Genomic DNA, 14,152 nt, shown 5'->3' on the forward strand with positions numbered 1-14,152 from the left:
GGTCAGTCGCTTTCGGAGAGGTTGACGGAGGAGCCGCCGCCATGGCTGTCGCCGCTACGCACGGCGTGGGCGGCGGCCTGAACGCCATGGGACATCTGCTGCGAGCGCTTCATGCGTTTCGCCCAGGCCGGCGGCCCGTCGCTGGTGGAAGACGCAGCTCCGGGAGATGCGGCCTCCGCGGTGGCGGTCGTCGCAGCACCGGATGCGCCGGTGGCGATCTCCGTCGCGGCCTGGCCACCGGCCTGATAGCTCTGCTTCAGGCTGTCGGCGGCACGACCGGCTGCGCGCTTCAGCGGTGAGACGGCCGCCTTCGCGCCGGTGCTGGCAACACTGCCAAGACCCGACGCGACGCCGGATGCGCCGGCCTGGCCGGCCGCGCCGAGGCTGTAGGCGGTGGAGGCGCCACCGGCGAGGGCTGCACCGCCACGCGCGGCGGCGGCAGCGCCGCCAGCAAGTGCAGCGCCGCCTGTCACGACGGCGCCGGCAGCGGCCGCGCCTGCTGCGACAACGCCGCCGGCGGCAAGACCAGTGCCAATGGCCGCGCCGGCGCCGAGCTGCGGGCCACCGGAGATGAGGCCGTTAGCGATGCCGGGACCGAAGATGCCGAGACCAAGCAGCGACAGCGCGGCAAGCACGATCGCCATGGCATCGTCGATCGATGGCGTTGCGCCGTTGAAGCCCGAGGTGAACTCGGAGAACAGCGTCGAGCCGATGCCGATGATGACGGCGAGCACCAGCACCTTGATGCCGGAGGAGATGACGTTGCCGAGCACGCGCTCGGCCATGAACGCCGATTTGCCGAACAGGCCGAAGGGAATGAGGACGAAGCCGGCGAGCGTGGTCAGCTTGAACTCGATCAGGGTGACGAAGAGCTGGATCGCCAGGATGAAGAACGCCAGCAGCACCAGCGCCCAGGCGAAAAACATGCAGGCGATCTGGATGAAGTTCTCGAAGAACGACCAGTAGCCCATCAGGCTGGAGATGGAGTCGAGCAGCGGCCGGCCGGCATCGAGACCAGTCTGCGCCACCTTGCCGGGGCGCATGAGATCGCTCACGGCAAAGCCCGTTCCCGAAGCCTTCAGGCCGAGGCCCGCGAAGCTCTCGAAGACGATGCGGGCGAGATTGTTCCAGTTGGAGATCAGGTAGGCGAAGACACCGACGAAGAGCGTCTTCTTGACCAGCCTCGCCATGATGTCGTCGTCGGCGCCCCATGACCAGAAAAGCGCGGCGAGCGTGACGTCGATGACGATCAAGGTGGTGGCGATGAAACCGACTTCGCCGCCGAGCAGCCCGAATCCTCCGTCGATGTAGCGAGTGAAGACCTCGAGGAAATGGTCGATGACACCGGTGCCGCCCATGTCAGCGAACCTCTGGCTGAGCGGGCTCGGCCTGCATCGCAGGCCCGGTCACGTCCGCTGGCGCACTGTCTTTGTGGATGGGAGCGGCCGACGCGGGCGCGCTTGGAAACAGCGTGGTCGGCGCAACCGGCGATGGTGATGAAACGGGGGCCGGCTGGCCGAGGAAGCGGCGCCGGTTCTCTGCCCATGCCTTCAGGCAATTGGGATCGCGCGTGCCGGCCTCGCCGATCTCGGAACAACGAAGCAATTCGGCGGCGAGAGGATCCGATGTTGTGACCGGACGGCCCTGCGTCGCGAGGACGTCCGTCGAAACGTCCTTGCGGTTCATCTCGATCGCGGTCGCCGTGATGGCGACCGCGACGAAGACGATGGCGCCGACGCGAGCGAGGGTCTTGCCGTCCATCGTGCCAGCCTCAGTTGCCGCTGTTCGGGAACATGCGGGCATTGCCGGGCTGGTAGCCCGAGCCCGGCGTCAGGAAACGCCGGCGCTGCTCGCGGCCCTGTTCGGCGGCGGCGGCCTGCTCGGCCGACTGCAAGGCCTGCGCCCGGCCGTTGGCCGCCACGACGGCGGTGAGATCCGCGAGTTGCTGCGCCTGGAGCGCAAGGAGTTGGTTGCCGGCCTGCGTCGCCTGCAGCGCGCCGGTCGCGCCCTGGCTCTGGCCGATCAGCGCCGACATCTGCGTGCGATTGGTGTCGATGTTGCCGACGACGCCCGCCTGCACCCGCATTGCGTCCTGCAGGCCGCCGACCGTGTTCTGCCAGCGCGAGCGGGCATCGGTGACGAGTTGCTGATCCGAAGCGGACAGCGAGACGTTCCCGTACTTCTGCTGGAACATCCGGTCGATCTGCTGGACGTCGTAGGCGATATTCTGCGCCTGGTTGAGAAGCTGCTGCGTGCGCTGGACGGACTGCTGAAGCTGTTGCAGCGACGAGAACGGCAGGCTCGCAAGGTTGCGTGCCTGGTTGATCAGCATTTGCGCTTCGTTCTGAAGCGAGGTGATCTGGTTGGTGATCTGCTGAAGCGATCGCGCCGCCGTGAGCACGTTCTGCGCATAGTTCGAGGGATCGAATACGATGATGGCGTGAGCGGGCGTCGCCAGCATGGGCGCGAGCGCGACGGGAGCGGTCAGCAGCGCGGCAGCAAAACGCGCTGCGCGGGAATTGCGCAGTTTCATTGGGACGTCTCCTTGTTGGTGAGCGTGGGGATGAGATCGGCGGCCCAACCGACCTCACGGTGATCGAGCCATGCGGCGAGGAAGCCGTCGCGGCCGTGTTCGGCGACGATGCGGGCAATGGCCGCCTGGTCGGTCTTCGATGACGCGGCGCACAGAGCGAGCGCGACATCGGACAGACCGAGCTCGAAGAGGCGGTTGCCGCGCCGCGACTGGCAGTAATAGTCGCGCTTGGGCATTGCCCGCGCGATGATCTCGATCTGGCGGTCGTTGAGGCCGAAGCGCCGATAGATCGCCGTGATCTGCGGCTCGATCGCGCGCTCGTTCGGCAGCAGAAGCCGGGTCTGGCAGCTTTCGATGATGGCAGGCGCGATGGCCGAGCCGTCGATGTCGCTGAGCGATTGCGTGGCGAAGATGACGCTGGCGTTCTTCTTGCGCAGCGTCTTCAGCCATTCGCGGAGCTGGCCGGCGAAACCGTCATCGTCCAGCGCCAGCCAGCCTTCGTCGATAATGAGAAGAGTCGGCGAACCGTCGAGCCGATCTTCGATCCGATGGAAGAGATAGGAGAGAACCGCCGGCGCCGCGCCGGTGCCGATCAGCCCCTCAGTCTCGAACGCTTGAACGAACGCCGAGCCAAGATACTCGCGTTCAGCGTCGAGCAGCCGGCCGTAGGGACCGCCGACGCAATAGGGCCTGAGCGCCTGTTTGAGATCGTTCGACTGGAGCAGCACGACCAGGCCGGTGATCGTGCGCTCCTCGACGGGCGCCGATGCCAGCGAGGTCAGCGCCGTCCAGATATGCTCCTTCACCTCGGGCGTGATCGCCACGCCCTCGCGGGTCAGGATCGATACGATCCAGTCGCCCGCCCAGGCGCGCTCGGGCACGTCGTGAACGCGGGCGAGCGGTTGAAGGCTGACGTTATCGGTCGCGCCGTCACTGAGATCGCCGCCGAGGTCATGCCAATCGCCGCCCATGCCGAGCGCCGCCGCGCGGATCGAGCCGCCGAAGTCGAAGGCGAAGACTTGGGCGCGAGCATAGCGTCGGAACTGCAGCGCCATCAGCGCCAGCAGGACCGACTTGCCCGCGCCGGTCGGGCCAACGATCAGCGTGTGGCCGACGTCGCCGACGTGAAGCGAAAGCCGGAACGGGGTGGAGCCTTCGGTCTTGCCGAAGAGCAGTGGGGGCGCTGCAAAATGCTCGTCCCGTTCCGGCCCCGCCCACACCGCCGACAGCGGGATCATGTGGGCGAGATTGAGCGTGGAGATCGGCGGCTGGCGGACGTTCGCATAGACGTGGCCGGGCAATGATCCGAGCCAGGCGTCCACCGCGTTGATCGTCTCGGCCATGGCAGTGAAGTCGCGGCCCTGAATGACCTTCTCGACGAGGCGCAGCTTCTCGTCGGCAGCGCGCGGATCCTCGTCCCACACCGTCACCGTCGCGGTGACGTAGGCCATCCCGGCATAGTCGGCGCCGAGTTCCTGGAGCGCCATGTCGGCATCGGCGGCCTTGTTCGCGGCGTCGGTGTCCACGAGGACGGACGCCTCGTTGGTCATTACCTCCTTGAGGATCGCGGCGATCGACTTGCGCTTGGCGAACCATTGCCGGCGGATCTTGGTCAGCAGCTTGGTCGCGTCGGTCTTGTCGAGCAGGATCGCCCGCGTCGACCAACGATACGGAAATGCGAGACGGTTCAGCTCGTCGAGCAGGCCAGGTGTCGTCGCCGTTGGAAAGCCTGTGACGGTGAGGATGCGCAGATGCGACGCGCCAAGGCGCGGCTCGAGCCCGCCGGTGAGCGGCTGGTCGGCGAGCAGCGCGTCGAGATAGATCGGCGTTTCGGGGACGCGGACACGGTGCCGTTTGGTCGAGACGCAGCCGTGGAGATAGGTGAGCGTCTCCGCGTCATCAAGCCAGCGGCATTCGGGCATGAAGGCTTCGACCAGGCGCAGGATGCGATCGGTGCGATCGGCGAACCCGGTCATCACCTCGTTGGGGTCGAGGCCCGACTTTTCCCGGCCTTCATAGAGCCAGGATTCCGCGCGCGCGGCGTCCTCGGCCGGCGGCAGATAGGTGAAGGTCAGGAAATAGCTCGACTCGAAATGTGCGCCAGCTTCCTCGAAATCCGCTTTGCGCTCGGCGTCGACCAGCGCCGAGGCGGGATCGGGAAAGCGGCTGTCGGGATAGAGGTTCGAAGCTTGCCGCTGCGCCTCGACGAAGATTGCCCAGCCTGATCCAAGGCGACGGAACGCATTGTTGAGGCGGCCGGCGATGGCGACTAGCTCAGCCTGTACGGCGCTGTCGAGATCGGGGCCGCGAAACCGCGCGGTGCGCTGAAAGCTGCCGTCCTTGTTGAGGACGATGCCGGAGCCCACCAGCGCGACCCAGGGGAGGAAGTCGGCCAGGCGGCTGTTGCGATTGCGATATTCGGCAAGGTTCATCATGGCCGCGCTCCCCTCAGACCGAAAGGTGTGCGGGGACGCGCAGATGGCGGCGCACAACGTCGACGAAGAGCGGATCGCGCTTGGCAGCCCACACCGCGGTGACGTGGCCGATCGCCCAGATCGCGATCCCCACCAGCCAGAGGCGAAGCCCTAGGCCGACCGCGCCAGCGAGCGTCCCGTTCATGATGGCGATAGCCCGTGGGGCGCCGCCGAGCAGGATCGGCTCGGTCAGTGCCCGGTGAACGGGGACGGTATAGCCTGGGACGTCGCCGCCCTGATCGACAGCGCCCGTCATCAGACCAGCGCCCCGCCGCCGAACGAGAAGAACGACAGGAAGAAGCTCGACGCGGCGAAGGCAATCGAGAGACCAAACACGATCTGGATCAACCTGCGGAAGCCGCCGGAGGTATCGCCGAAGGCCAGCGTCAGGCCGGTAACGATGATGATGATCACCGCCATGATTTTCGCCACGGGACCTTCAATCGACTGCAGGATCTGTTGGAGAGGCTGTTCCCACGGCATCGACGAACCGGAAGCGTGAGCGGGGGCTGCCATCACCGCCGACAGAGTGGCGATGGAAACGGTCAAGACGAGATGATGGCGCGCGCGCCGCAGGCGTTGGATCACAGGCTTTCTCCTTCAGGTGCTGGGACGAACAAGCTCGAGCTGCCGTCGCCATCCGTGGTGGCCGGCGCGATGCGGTAGTCGCCGTCGAGACCGAGGCCTTCGACGCGCGAGAGTTCGGAGAGTCGCCGCGCGGACCCGCGACCGGAGAGGACGGCAACGAGGTCGATCGTTTCCGCGATCAATGCGCGCGGGACCGTGACGACTGCCTCCTGAATGAGCTGCTCCATGCGGCGCAGTGCGCCGATCGCGCTGCCGGCGTGGATGGTGCCGACCCCGCCAGGATGGCCGGTGCCCCAGGCCTTGAGCAGTTCGAGCGCTTCGGCGCCGCGCACTTCGCCAACGGGTATGCGATCGGGCCGCAGACGCAGCGAAGAGCGAACGAGATCGGAAAGTGAGGCAACGCCATCTTTTGTTCGCATCGCCACGAGGTTCGGCGCGGCGCATTGCAGTTCGCGGGTGTCTTCGATGAGGACGACGCGATCGGCGGTCTTCGCAACTTCGGCGAGCAACGCGTTTGTCAGCGTCGTCTTGCCGGTGGATGTCCCGCCGGCGACGAGGATGTTGGCGCGTGAGGAGACACTCCGGCGGAGTATCTCGGCCTGCGTCGCTGACATGATGCCGGCCGCGACGTAGTCGTCGAGCGTGAACACCGCGACAGCGGGCTTACGGATCGCGAATGCGGGGGCAGCGACGACGGGTGGCAGCAGGCCTTCGAACCGCTCGCCGGTTTCAGGCAACTCTGCGGATACCCGAGGAGCACCAGCATGAACCTCGGCTCCGACATGGTGCGCAACCAAGCGAACGATACGTTCGCCGTCCGCTGGTGACAGCCGCTCACCGGTATCGGAAAGTCCTTCGGAGAGTCGGTCGATCCAGAGGCGCCCATCGGGATTGAGCATCACCTCGACGATGCTGGCGTCATCAAGATAGCGCGCGATTGCAGGACCGAGCGCAGTGCGCAGCATCCTTGCGCCGCGCGCGAGGCCTTCCGAATTGTGGTGTGATGCTGTCATAGTGCCCCGTTTCTATCGGGGCCGATACAGTCCTTCCCCAGACGGGGATGATTAAAGGGGCCAGATTTCGGGGCGATTCAACAAAGATTCATCGACGTAGTAGTGTAGCGTGCAAATACAGGAGAACGGCGGTGTCGGACGCACGATACGCCAATACGCTCGCGGAGCTTGACCGGCTCTGCGCAAGCGTCTGATCCTCGCACAATGACCGCTCAATGCATTTGTTGTGGAGGTGATGGACATCCTCGATCGCGGAGATCATCCGGGGGGTGAGATCCTTCTTAATCGGGATCATGCACGGCGTTAGGCTGAACGGGACGGTACGTACGATAGCATCTTTGCAGCCATGAACCCCAGCCGAGTAGAGTAGCCTATGTTTCTTAGATCGGTTTTGGCCGCCGCCGCATTTGCTGCGGCGGTACTCCCCGCGGAATCGGTGTTCGCCGAGGGCGCCCGAAAAGCCAATCAAGGGCAACAGCGCGAGATCGGCAGCAAGGTAATTGAGAAGGCCAACGCCCTCCTTGACAGTTTAACACCGGCGCGGCGCAATGAAGCCCTCGTCGATTATAGATCACGGTGACGGACCGATCGGCGCGGAAAGAGATTTGTAGGCTTCCTCACCATTCAGCGCTGATTCAAGGCTATTTGACGCGCGATCGAACGCGGAAGAAACATCAACGCGTTTCGGGTAGCTCTGCACGGCTGAGCTTTTTGCGCACGCGCGCATGAATCTGGTCGACCCAAGCCAATCCCAATCGCCTGATGCGACCTTTCGGACACCTTAAGAGGAGAAAGTGTTCGATGCGAGACACCACAAAAAGCAGAAGGCGGATCCGAAGTGGCGGAGGCCAATGCGATAGTTGATTACTCATTGTTTTGCGTCTCCTTTGAGAAAATCTGCCACGGCTTTTTTTTGTTCGATGAATCTCAGGCGCTGGCACGCTATCCTGGCGTGCGCTTCGGCGGCCAGATCAACATGTTTGGAAGTGTCGGATAAAGGCGCAGACGCTCAAACGCCGCGGCTAAAGCCATCTCTCGGCGTCGAGCCGTCCAGCGGATATAATTTGCGATGAGCGCATAGGCGACAACGGGCAGCCTTTCGCCGCGTTGGACAAGGATAGCGATGCAACGTTCTAGTCCGTCATGGAGAGCACGCGTTGCAAAATAATGAAACGTGAACGGATCGCTGCGCGCTTTGGCAAAAGCGATCAGCATAGCGGCGATCAATCCGCAAGCATCGATCTCGCATTGAGAATCGCCGAAACAGCTGTCGACAAAAGCGATAATCTGAAAGCCCTTGGTCTGCTCGACTGAGGTCAGCGAAAAAGAACTACAAGAAGTTGCATCGGAAAGCGCCTGGATGCGTTCGGGAAGAGTCTTGAATTGTTCAGACATGAGGCGCCCCCATCAGCTAGTTAGAACAAAAGAGTTTTGTCTATTCAGATTGTTTCCTTTTCGTTTTGGTTGGCAGGCGACGACGCGGGGTATAGCAACGTCCGCGAGGCTATTGCGGACATGTCGGTGCTCGCGCCCGTGCGTCAACGTCGTCACCCGCCTTCTTGCGTGCTACTTCGAGCCGGTATTGCTTGTAGCAGCGTCGTTGCTGGTTGGCGTTCCGCCGATCTGGGGGATGCTGACCTCGACGCCGGTCGCGGCGACGAAGACCTTGAAGCCGATCAGCGCGACAGCAATCAGAAGATAGCCGCGTAGCACGCCCATCCAGACCTTCGTCATCAACGTCATATGCAGGGCAGGCAGCCGATTAAGCGGCGGCATGCGCCAGTTCCGGCGCTCGAGCATCGTCATCTTGGCGAAGCGGTGATCTTGATCGTTGCCATATGCGGCAGCGGGCACGTCATAACTACGCTTGCGTGCTGCGAACGAAAAGACGAACCCGCAAAGCCCCAGCAAAGAGCCGCCAATCAGTATTTTCAGAATTGTGCTGTCAGCCACATCTGGGAAGACGGTCGCCACGGTGAGGATGATCGAGAGCAACACAAGGGACCAGATTATTGCTCCGGTGAATACATTGAGCTTAGGACCGTTGGACCAGGGGCCGACAACCGCCTTGTCGTTGCAAAGGAGGAGCAGGAAGACCGTGGCACTTGGTAGCAGCACGCCAGCGAGAGCCTGCACGGCACTGACAAAGAGGCCCAGCAGCGCATCACTTGCGAAGGCAACAAGGCCTGCGGCAATGAATATGAGAATCCCGTAAGCAACGTAGAATCCGATGGCATCCGTGACTTTGCGATGCAATGAGTGCCTCACCCTGAGGACGTCGGCGATCGCATAAGACGTCGAGAGCGAGACGGCTGCTGCGCCGATGAGGCAAGCATCCAAAAGAGCGATTGCAAAAATCGTCGCCGAATATGGACCCACATATTTGTCCAGCGCCGTAAGCACCGCACCTGTATCCGTGAAATTGCCGAATTCCGGCCGTCCGGCAAACAATGCGGCACAGAACGCCATCATGGCAACGGCGCCGATTACTACCAGGAGGATCCCGAGGCAAAGATCGACTTTCTCGTAGCCGTTGAAGGCGGGCGTGATCCGCTTATCGACAACATAGCTTTGTTGGAAAAAGAGCTGCCAAGGTGCGACGGTCGTGCCAACGATGCCAATGACAAGCAGCATGACTGCCGCCATGTCGGAGTGAGCGGGCCATTGCGGCACGAGCAGTCCATGGGCGATCTCACCGATTGGTGGATGGATGGCGAGGAGCACAGGTATTAGCAACAGACTGCCAAAGACCAAAACCATCGCGAAGCGTTCAAACCGCTTGAAACTTCCGGTGCTGACGGCGGCCACTATGAGCACCGCCGCGACAATCAGTCCCGGAACTCTTGGCAAACCAAAATATTGGAGTGCGAATACGATGCCGATGAACTCGGTTACAATGGTTAGTCCGTTGAGAAGAACTAGGTCTATAAGGCTGAAGGCACCCCAGAACTTTCCGAAACGTTCGAATATCAGTCGTGCATGGCCAACGCCCGTCACAGCACCTAGCCGTGACACCATCTCCTGATTCACGTAAATCACCGGGATCAAGAGCATCAACGTCCACAGCAGAGAGGTGCCGTAGTTCTGACCTGCCTGCGTATAGGTTCCAAAAGCGCCGGCATCATTGTCGCCGACCATGACAATCAGTCCCGGGCCGACGATTGCCATCAAGGTCGCCAGCCTAGCCCGCCAAGTCTTTCGTACACCGGTGTCGTGCTGCCGGATGGTGCCGAACGCGCCGTGGATGTCGCCAATATGCGCGCTATCCAGGACAGCGGGCGCGCTTGAGGCCAATTCGATTTGTTCAAGCGATGTCGCAGAGGTATCGGACATTTCAAACTCCGTTGAGTTTTGCTCGTTTTTGGGTGAATTCACTGGATCAGAGCGAAGCGGTTGTTGGCTGGCCCCGCTGCGGCGGATGCTTTGCGACTGGGCAAGCTCCAGCCGTGTTGGGCGGAATGGCGAGCACGGCGAGCCCGACGTTGATTGCCCGTTGGACGAGATCGGCGGTGTGGCGCCCCCCTGGGAAAGCCACGACAAAGTCGGGTCGGCTGTCTGTCAGCATGAAATCGCTGCGCAGCCCTTCGGCCTTCTTGCCGTAAAACTCCCAATTTGGCGGGTAACGCACCACAGCGATCCCATGGCGACGCGCCCACGCCTCAGCGATGATGCCGACGCCTGCAATGCTGCCGTGGACCACAACGCTGATTGGCTTTCGCCAATGCAGTGCAGTTAGTTCGTGATGCACCATCTCGGCGTCCTCGAAGTGACGTCCTCCACAGACTAGGAGGCGCATGGCCGTGTCCTTTCGGGCTGCTCTTCGGGACACGGTGCTGGTGCGCGCGAGTTGGCGGTGATGCAGGGCGCAGGTACGCGATTTCCTTCCGAGCTGTCGTTGACCGGGGCGGGATCAGTCGTTCCCCGACGCGGCTTAGGAAGCTTTTCGGCAATGCCCATGCTTTCCACGCGGCGCCGCATCTCGGCCCAGACTTCGCTGGGTTCAATATTGAGTGCGTGCCACAGAACGACCAAGTGATAGAGAAGATCGGCACTTTCGCTGACCGTCTTTTGGGTCCGCTTCCTCACCGCCTCGAGAGCGACCTCGGCAGCCTCCTCGACAACCTTCTGCGAGATCTTCCGCAATCCGGCATTCATCAGCTCTGCCGTGCGAGCATGCTCCGTCAATGTCACATCATTCAGCGCGTTGTAGAGCTGCTCTAAATCGTTGGCGAAGATAGTATTCGCGCAAGTCGTATTAGTGCCTGCGGGGCGCGCAGGCAGCAAAGCCACCACTGCATTCATTAGTTAATCCCTTCGTTTGAACTTTGCTGCCAACAGCAGCGCTACGCTGCGCACGGCATTGCCGTGTGTCGCTATGATCAATCGTCAGGATTCTTCAGAGTGGCGGATGTCTCCAATTGCCAGCCCCTAATCAGCCGGCCATCGGATTCCTGATGCCAATGGGCAAGAAGCTTTGGTCTCGCCAAGTTGCGAGCGCCCAATTTCAAGCCGGGAAACACCCCGGCGAATTGAATATCATCATGGGCGACCACCGGTGGCGCCCGACGTGTGTCGATGTTGAGATGAGCGGCCATGGCCACCTCCGTCTGTTCAAGCAGTTGCTCGAACCCGGGTGGCCTGGACGGACGGTGCTCAGCGTCGAAGTGCTGGCGCAGTTACGTCGGCAGAACCGACCCGAGCGATGATGCAACCCAGCGGAGCGTCGATAGCAGGTGACTGACGCCTACTATCTCCCTCCGAGGGGTCGTTGCTAGATCGCGGGTTCATATGATCCTCTGCTGTGCCAATCCGGATCCAATTCACGACGAACTGGACCACGACGCGAACAACCCTGCCGGTCTTCACTTCGCGCGACATTCATATATACTCTGGGGGGTATATTACAACTATACCCGGGTATAGCGGAGGGACGCGATGGCGCATGCGGTGGCTGAGAAGCAGAAGCTGCTGAATAGGGTCCGACGCCTTCGAGGTCAGGTCGATGCGATTGAACGGGCCCTCATCGCGGATGAGAGTTGCGGCGACGTGATGCGGATAGTCACGGCCACGCGCGGTGCGATCAACGGAATCATGGCCGAAGTCGTCAATGGGCACATTCAAGCGCATATGGTCGATGCGAACCGCACGCCCACAGAAGCTGAACGTAATGCCGCGCTCGAATTAGTCGACGTTTTGCACACCTACATCAAGTGAACTGCGATGGCTCCACAAAAAACACCAGTCAATCAGCCTGCCCACGTCGATCCTATAGATCACGAGGCAAACTTGACGCATCGATACCCGCTCGGCACCCGTTCAAGGGAACTACTGACGTTCATCGATGGGCTATGGCGCCTCGTTAGGTCTGGAACGCTTCCCTTGCTGATCGGCATCCTCACTATCGGCATCTTCATCATCGACACCATAACCCCTTACGAGATATCCGCTGCGACGTTTTATGTGATTGTCGTTCTATTGTCGGCTCGCTTCAGCCACACGCGGGGCATGGGCACGGTCTCTGGAATATGCATCGCGTTGACGATCGCGAGCTACATCCTGACGCCGAGTGGAAGCTTCGGAACCGGAGTCGTCAACACCTCGATCAGCCTGCTGGCGATCGCGGCAACGACCTATCTCGCTGTCAAGATGGAGACCGCTCGTGTGGCGGCCGAACAGGCGCAGACCCGCCTTGCGCACGTCGCTCGGATCACGACTCTCGGCGAGATCGCTGCCTCAATCGCCCATGAGGTCAATCAGCCGCTCGCCGCAATCGTGACCAACGCCAATGCATGTACACGCTGGATTCACGGAGATCCCGCGAACCTAGAAAAAGCCGCGTCTTCGATAGATAGCATCGTCAGCGACGCAAACCGAGCAAGTGAAATCATCAAGCGCGTCCAAGCGCTGTCTATGCGTGCAGAACCAAAGAGGTCCTGGATTGAGATCAACGTCGTAATCAGAGAGGTGCTGGGGCTTTTGCAAAGCCGTTTCCGAGAAAGCCGAGTTTCCGTTTATACGAACCTGTCGAGTGATCTGCCCATGATCTTCGGTGATCGTATTCAACTTCAACAGGTTGCACTCAACCTTCTCGTGAACGCGATAGATGCGATGGGTACGCTGCAGAGCAGTGTTCGTGAGATTCGAATAAACTCCGCTAAATCAAGCGCGTCCGGCGTGATGATCACGATAGAAGACACGGGAGGCGGTATCGATCCTGGCTTCGTAAGGCATCTTTTCGATGCCTTTCACTCCACCAAGAGCGATGGCATGGGAATTGGACTTTCAATATGCCGATCAATTATTGAATCTCACGGCGGTAATATTTGGGCTGAGCCGACCAATCCGCGCGGCGCTACCTTTTGTTTTACTCTGCCTGGCGACAGGGAGAAAATACTATGAGACAGTCGAAACAGCCCGTCGTTGTGGGCGGCACGGTAGCCGTCGTCGACGATGATCTTTCCGTGCGTGAAGCGCTCAGAAATCTCCTGAGTTCTGTCGGACTTGATATTCACACCTTTGCGTCTACGCACGAGTTTTTGGCGTGGTCGATTCCTGATACGCCGATTTGCTTGGTATTGGACGTTAGAATGCCGGGTCAGAACGGCTTGGATTTCCAACAAGAGCTTTTCAGAACGCGTGTGGAGATCCCGGTCGTGTTCATTACGGCGCACGGGGATATCCCGATGTCGGTCCGGGCTATGAAGTTTGGCGCGATCGAATTTCTGACCAAGCCGTTTAGGGACCAAGACCTACTTGATGCGATCTATCTCGGTCTCCAGACTTCGCAAATCCGACGAAACGAGAAGACAATGACAGCTGATCTTCGCGCGCGGTACGATTCGCTTTCTGTTCGCGAGCGCCAAGTTATGGACATGATACTTGATGGAAAACTCACAAAGCAAATTGCTGCGAAGTTTGCACTCAGCGAAATCACGGTGAAGGTGTGTCGGGCGCAGATCATGCGGAAGATGGAGGCGGCATCCTTGCTTGAACTCGGGCGGATGTCCGAGAGATTGGAAAGAATAAGGGATTGAGAGGCAGTCGATTATTGCTGACTTCAATGCGGCCTTGGAGAGCAGCTTGGGCTCACGCAGGAGCGTGCGCGATCTGACGAGCTATTCTGCCTCGCCATCAACGTCCTCAGAAATCTCCTGATGAAGCTTCGGGCCCTTCGCGAGACGGCGGCCGAGAGCTGTGACAAACTGATCATAGCGTTCGCCAGCTTTGGCGCGCGCGGCCTGCGCAGCAGGTTCTGGCAAACTCGGTGTGGTGGTCACCCAGAAGCGCACGAAGACTGCGAGCATCTCGACCGATATTCCGATATCGCGCTCCATCCGCGACATGCGTCGGTCGAGCTGGTCGAGGCGTTTCGTGATGACGGCCTCCTGGCGTTCGGCGGCATCGGGTGAGAGGAATGACTCGATCGCCGCCTCCGCGACCAACGATCGCGAATGGTCGCGGCGCGCGGCGTGATCTGCGAGCCGGTTCATGACAGAGGGGTCGAGATAGACGGAGAGGCGTTGCTTGCGGGGTGGTTTCGTCAC

The 14,152-nt window shown here is 61.1% G+C and carries 17 protein-coding genes; 4 read left to right on the forward strand and 13 right to left on the reverse strand.

Going from position 1 to position 14,152, the window contains the following annotated elements; translation table 11 throughout:
* Positions 1-2: 2 nt before the first annotated feature.
* From trbL to trbB, 7 genes are read right to left on the reverse strand one after another with little or no spacing between them, the layout of a single operon-like run.
* Complete coding sequence (trbL, locus tag HMPREF9695_RS19275) at positions 3-1,358, reverse strand: P-type conjugative transfer protein TrbL (protein WP_006022581.1); 1,356 nt, start codon at positions 1,356-1,358, stop codon at positions 3-5.
* 1 nt (position 1,359) lies between these two features.
* Positions 1,360-1,761: a putative entry exclusion protein TrbK-alt gene (trbK-alt, locus tag HMPREF9695_RS19280; RefSeq protein ID WP_006022582.1), complete on the reverse strand. Its 402-nt coding sequence runs from the start codon at positions 1,759-1,761 to the stop codon at positions 1,360-1,362.
* 10 nt (positions 1,762-1,771) lie between these two features.
* On the reverse strand, positions 1,772-2,533 hold the full coding sequence (gene trbJ, locus HMPREF9695_RS19285) for a P-type conjugative transfer protein TrbJ (RefSeq protein WP_006022583.1): 762 nt from the start codon (positions 2,531-2,533) through the stop codon (positions 1,772-1,774).
* Positions 2,530-4,968, reverse strand: a complete 2,439-nt coding sequence (gene trbE, locus HMPREF9695_RS19290; protein ID WP_006022584.1) for a conjugal transfer protein TrbE — start codon at positions 4,966-4,968, stop codon at positions 2,530-2,532. Before trbE ends, trbJ begins: the two co-directional genes overlap by 4 nt.
* Positions 4,969-4,981: 13 nt before the next feature.
* Entirely contained in the window at positions 4,982-5,263 is a 282-nt protein-coding gene (locus HMPREF9695_RS19295) for a VirB3 family type IV secretion system protein (RefSeq protein ID WP_006022585.1), read from the reverse strand.
* Positions 5,263-5,595, reverse strand: coding sequence for a TrbC/VirB2 family type IV secretion system protein (locus HMPREF9695_RS19300; protein WP_006022586.1), 333 nt, complete (start codon positions 5,593-5,595; stop codon positions 5,263-5,265). Before HMPREF9695_RS19300 ends, HMPREF9695_RS19295 begins: the two co-directional genes overlap by 1 nt.
* Positions 5,592-6,608 (reverse strand): P-type conjugative transfer ATPase TrbB, encoded by a 1,017-nt coding sequence (gene trbB / locus HMPREF9695_RS19305; RefSeq protein WP_024343194.1) that lies wholly within the window; start codon positions 6,606-6,608, stop codon positions 5,592-5,594. The genes HMPREF9695_RS19300 and trbB overlap by 4 nt, the downstream gene beginning before the upstream one ends.
* A gap of 391 nt (positions 6,609-6,999) precedes the next feature.
* On the opposite strand from trbB, the gene HMPREF9695_RS19315 reads away from it, so the two are divergent.
* Positions 7,000-7,188 (forward strand): hypothetical protein, encoded by a 189-nt coding sequence (locus HMPREF9695_RS19315; protein ID WP_124810154.1) that lies wholly within the window; start codon positions 7,000-7,002, stop codon positions 7,186-7,188.
* Between the two features lie 362 nt (positions 7,189-7,550).
* Here the strand turns inward: HMPREF9695_RS19315 and HMPREF9695_RS19320 are convergent, their stop codons facing one another.
* The 5 genes from HMPREF9695_RS19320 to HMPREF9695_RS26460 form a co-directional block, all read right to left on the reverse strand.
* Complete coding sequence (locus HMPREF9695_RS19320) at positions 7,551-8,003, reverse strand: hypothetical protein (protein WP_006022590.1); 453 nt, start codon at positions 8,001-8,003, stop codon at positions 7,551-7,553.
* Positions 8,004-8,174: 171 nt separating this feature from the next.
* Positions 8,175-9,941: an NRAMP family divalent metal transporter gene (locus HMPREF9695_RS19325; RefSeq protein ID WP_006022591.1), complete on the reverse strand. Its 1,767-nt coding sequence runs from the start codon at positions 9,939-9,941 to the stop codon at positions 8,175-8,177.
* Between the two features lie 46 nt (positions 9,942-9,987).
* On the reverse strand, positions 9,988-10,359 hold the full coding sequence (locus HMPREF9695_RS19330; RefSeq protein WP_242443339.1) for an SLOG family protein: 372 nt from the start codon (positions 10,357-10,359) through the stop codon (positions 9,988-9,990).
* A gap of 32 nt (positions 10,360-10,391) precedes the next feature.
* Positions 10,392-10,910: a phosphoribosyl-ATP diphosphatase gene (hisE, locus tag HMPREF9695_RS25935; RefSeq protein ID WP_006022593.1), complete on the reverse strand. Its 519-nt coding sequence runs from the start codon at positions 10,908-10,910 to the stop codon at positions 10,392-10,394.
* 77 nt (positions 10,911-10,987) lie between these two features.
* Positions 10,988-11,203 (reverse strand): hypothetical protein, encoded by a 216-nt coding sequence (locus tag HMPREF9695_RS26460; RefSeq protein WP_006022594.1) that lies wholly within the window; start codon positions 11,201-11,203, stop codon positions 10,988-10,990.
* A 340-nt stretch (positions 11,204-11,543) separates the two neighbouring features.
* On the opposite strand from HMPREF9695_RS26460, the gene HMPREF9695_RS19345 reads away from it, so the two are divergent.
* The 3 genes from HMPREF9695_RS19345 (at position 11,544) to HMPREF9695_RS19355 (ending at position 13,642) form a co-directional block, all read left to right on the forward strand.
* Positions 11,544-11,822 carry a metal/formaldehyde-sensitive transcriptional repressor gene (locus HMPREF9695_RS19345; RefSeq protein ID WP_006022595.1) on the forward strand — a complete coding sequence of 93 codons (279 nt, stop codon included), beginning with the start codon at positions 11,544-11,546 and terminating at the stop codon, positions 11,820-11,822.
* 165 nt (positions 11,823-11,987) lie between these two features.
* Complete coding sequence (locus HMPREF9695_RS19350) at positions 11,988-13,007, forward strand: sensor histidine kinase (RefSeq protein ID WP_197057830.1); 1,020 nt, start codon at positions 11,988-11,990, stop codon at positions 13,005-13,007.
* A complete protein-coding gene (locus HMPREF9695_RS19355; RefSeq protein WP_006022597.1) occupies positions 13,004-13,642 on the forward strand; it encodes a response regulator transcription factor in 639 nt (212 codons plus the stop codon). The genes HMPREF9695_RS19350 and HMPREF9695_RS19355 overlap by 4 nt, the downstream gene beginning before the upstream one ends.
* 81 nt (positions 13,643-13,723) lie before the next feature.
* Here the strand turns inward: HMPREF9695_RS19355 and HMPREF9695_RS19360 are convergent, their stop codons facing one another.
* Positions 13,724-14,152: a hypothetical protein gene (locus tag HMPREF9695_RS19360; protein WP_006022598.1), complete on the reverse strand. Its 429-nt coding sequence runs from the start codon at positions 14,150-14,152 to the stop codon at positions 13,724-13,726.

Origin of the sequence: Afipia broomeae ATCC 49717, from assembly GCF_000314675.2 — a bacterium.
Taxonomy (GTDB): Bacteria; Pseudomonadota; Alphaproteobacteria; order Rhizobiales; family Xanthobacteraceae; genus Afipia; species Afipia broomeae.

Bases quoted from the DNA above. Each gene is read 5' to 3' on its own strand.
- trbL (WP_006022581.1), bottom strand. From the start codon at position 1,358: ATGGGCGGCACCGGTGTCATCGACCATTTCCTCGAGGTCTTCACTCGC.
- trbK-alt (WP_006022582.1), bottom strand. From the start codon at position 1,761: ATGGACGGCAAGACCCTCGCTCGCGTCGGCGCCATCGTCTTCGTCGCG.
- trbJ (WP_006022583.1), bottom strand. From the start codon at position 2,533: ATGAAACTGCGCAATTCCCGCGCAGCGCGTTTTGCTGCCGCGCTGCTG.
- trbE (WP_006022584.1), bottom strand. From the start codon at position 4,968: ATGATGAACCTTGCCGAATATCGCAATCGCAACAGCCGCCTGGCCGAC.
- HMPREF9695_RS19295 (WP_006022585.1), bottom strand. From the start codon at position 5,263: ATGACGGGCGCTGTCGATCAGGGCGGCGACGTCCCAGGCTATACCGTC.
- trbB (WP_024343194.1), bottom strand. From the start codon at position 6,608: ATGACAGCATCACACCACAATTCGGAAGGCCTCGCGCGCGGCGCAAGG.
- HMPREF9695_RS19320 (WP_006022590.1), bottom strand. From the start codon at position 8,003: ATGTCTGAACAATTCAAGACTCTTCCCGAACGCATCCAGGCGCTTTCC.
- HMPREF9695_RS19325 (WP_006022591.1), bottom strand. From the start codon at position 9,941: ATGTCCGATACCTCTGCGACATCGCTTGAACAAATCGAATTGGCCTCA.
- HMPREF9695_RS19330 (WP_242443339.1), bottom strand. From the start codon at position 10,359: ATGGTGCATCACGAACTAACTGCACTGCATTGGCGAAAGCCAATCAGC.
- hisE (WP_006022593.1), bottom strand. From the start codon at position 10,910: ATGAATGCAGTGGTGGCTTTGCTGCCTGCGCGCCCCGCAGGCACTAAT.
- HMPREF9695_RS26460 (WP_006022594.1), bottom strand. From the start codon at position 11,203: ATGGCCGCTCATCTCAACATCGACACACGTCGGGCGCCACCGGTGGTC.
- HMPREF9695_RS19345 (WP_006022595.1), top strand. From the start codon at position 11,544: ATGGCGCATGCGGTGGCTGAGAAGCAGAAGCTGCTGAATAGGGTCCGA.
- HMPREF9695_RS19355 (WP_006022597.1), top strand. From the start codon at position 13,004: ATGAGACAGTCGAAACAGCCCGTCGTTGTGGGCGGCACGGTAGCCGTC.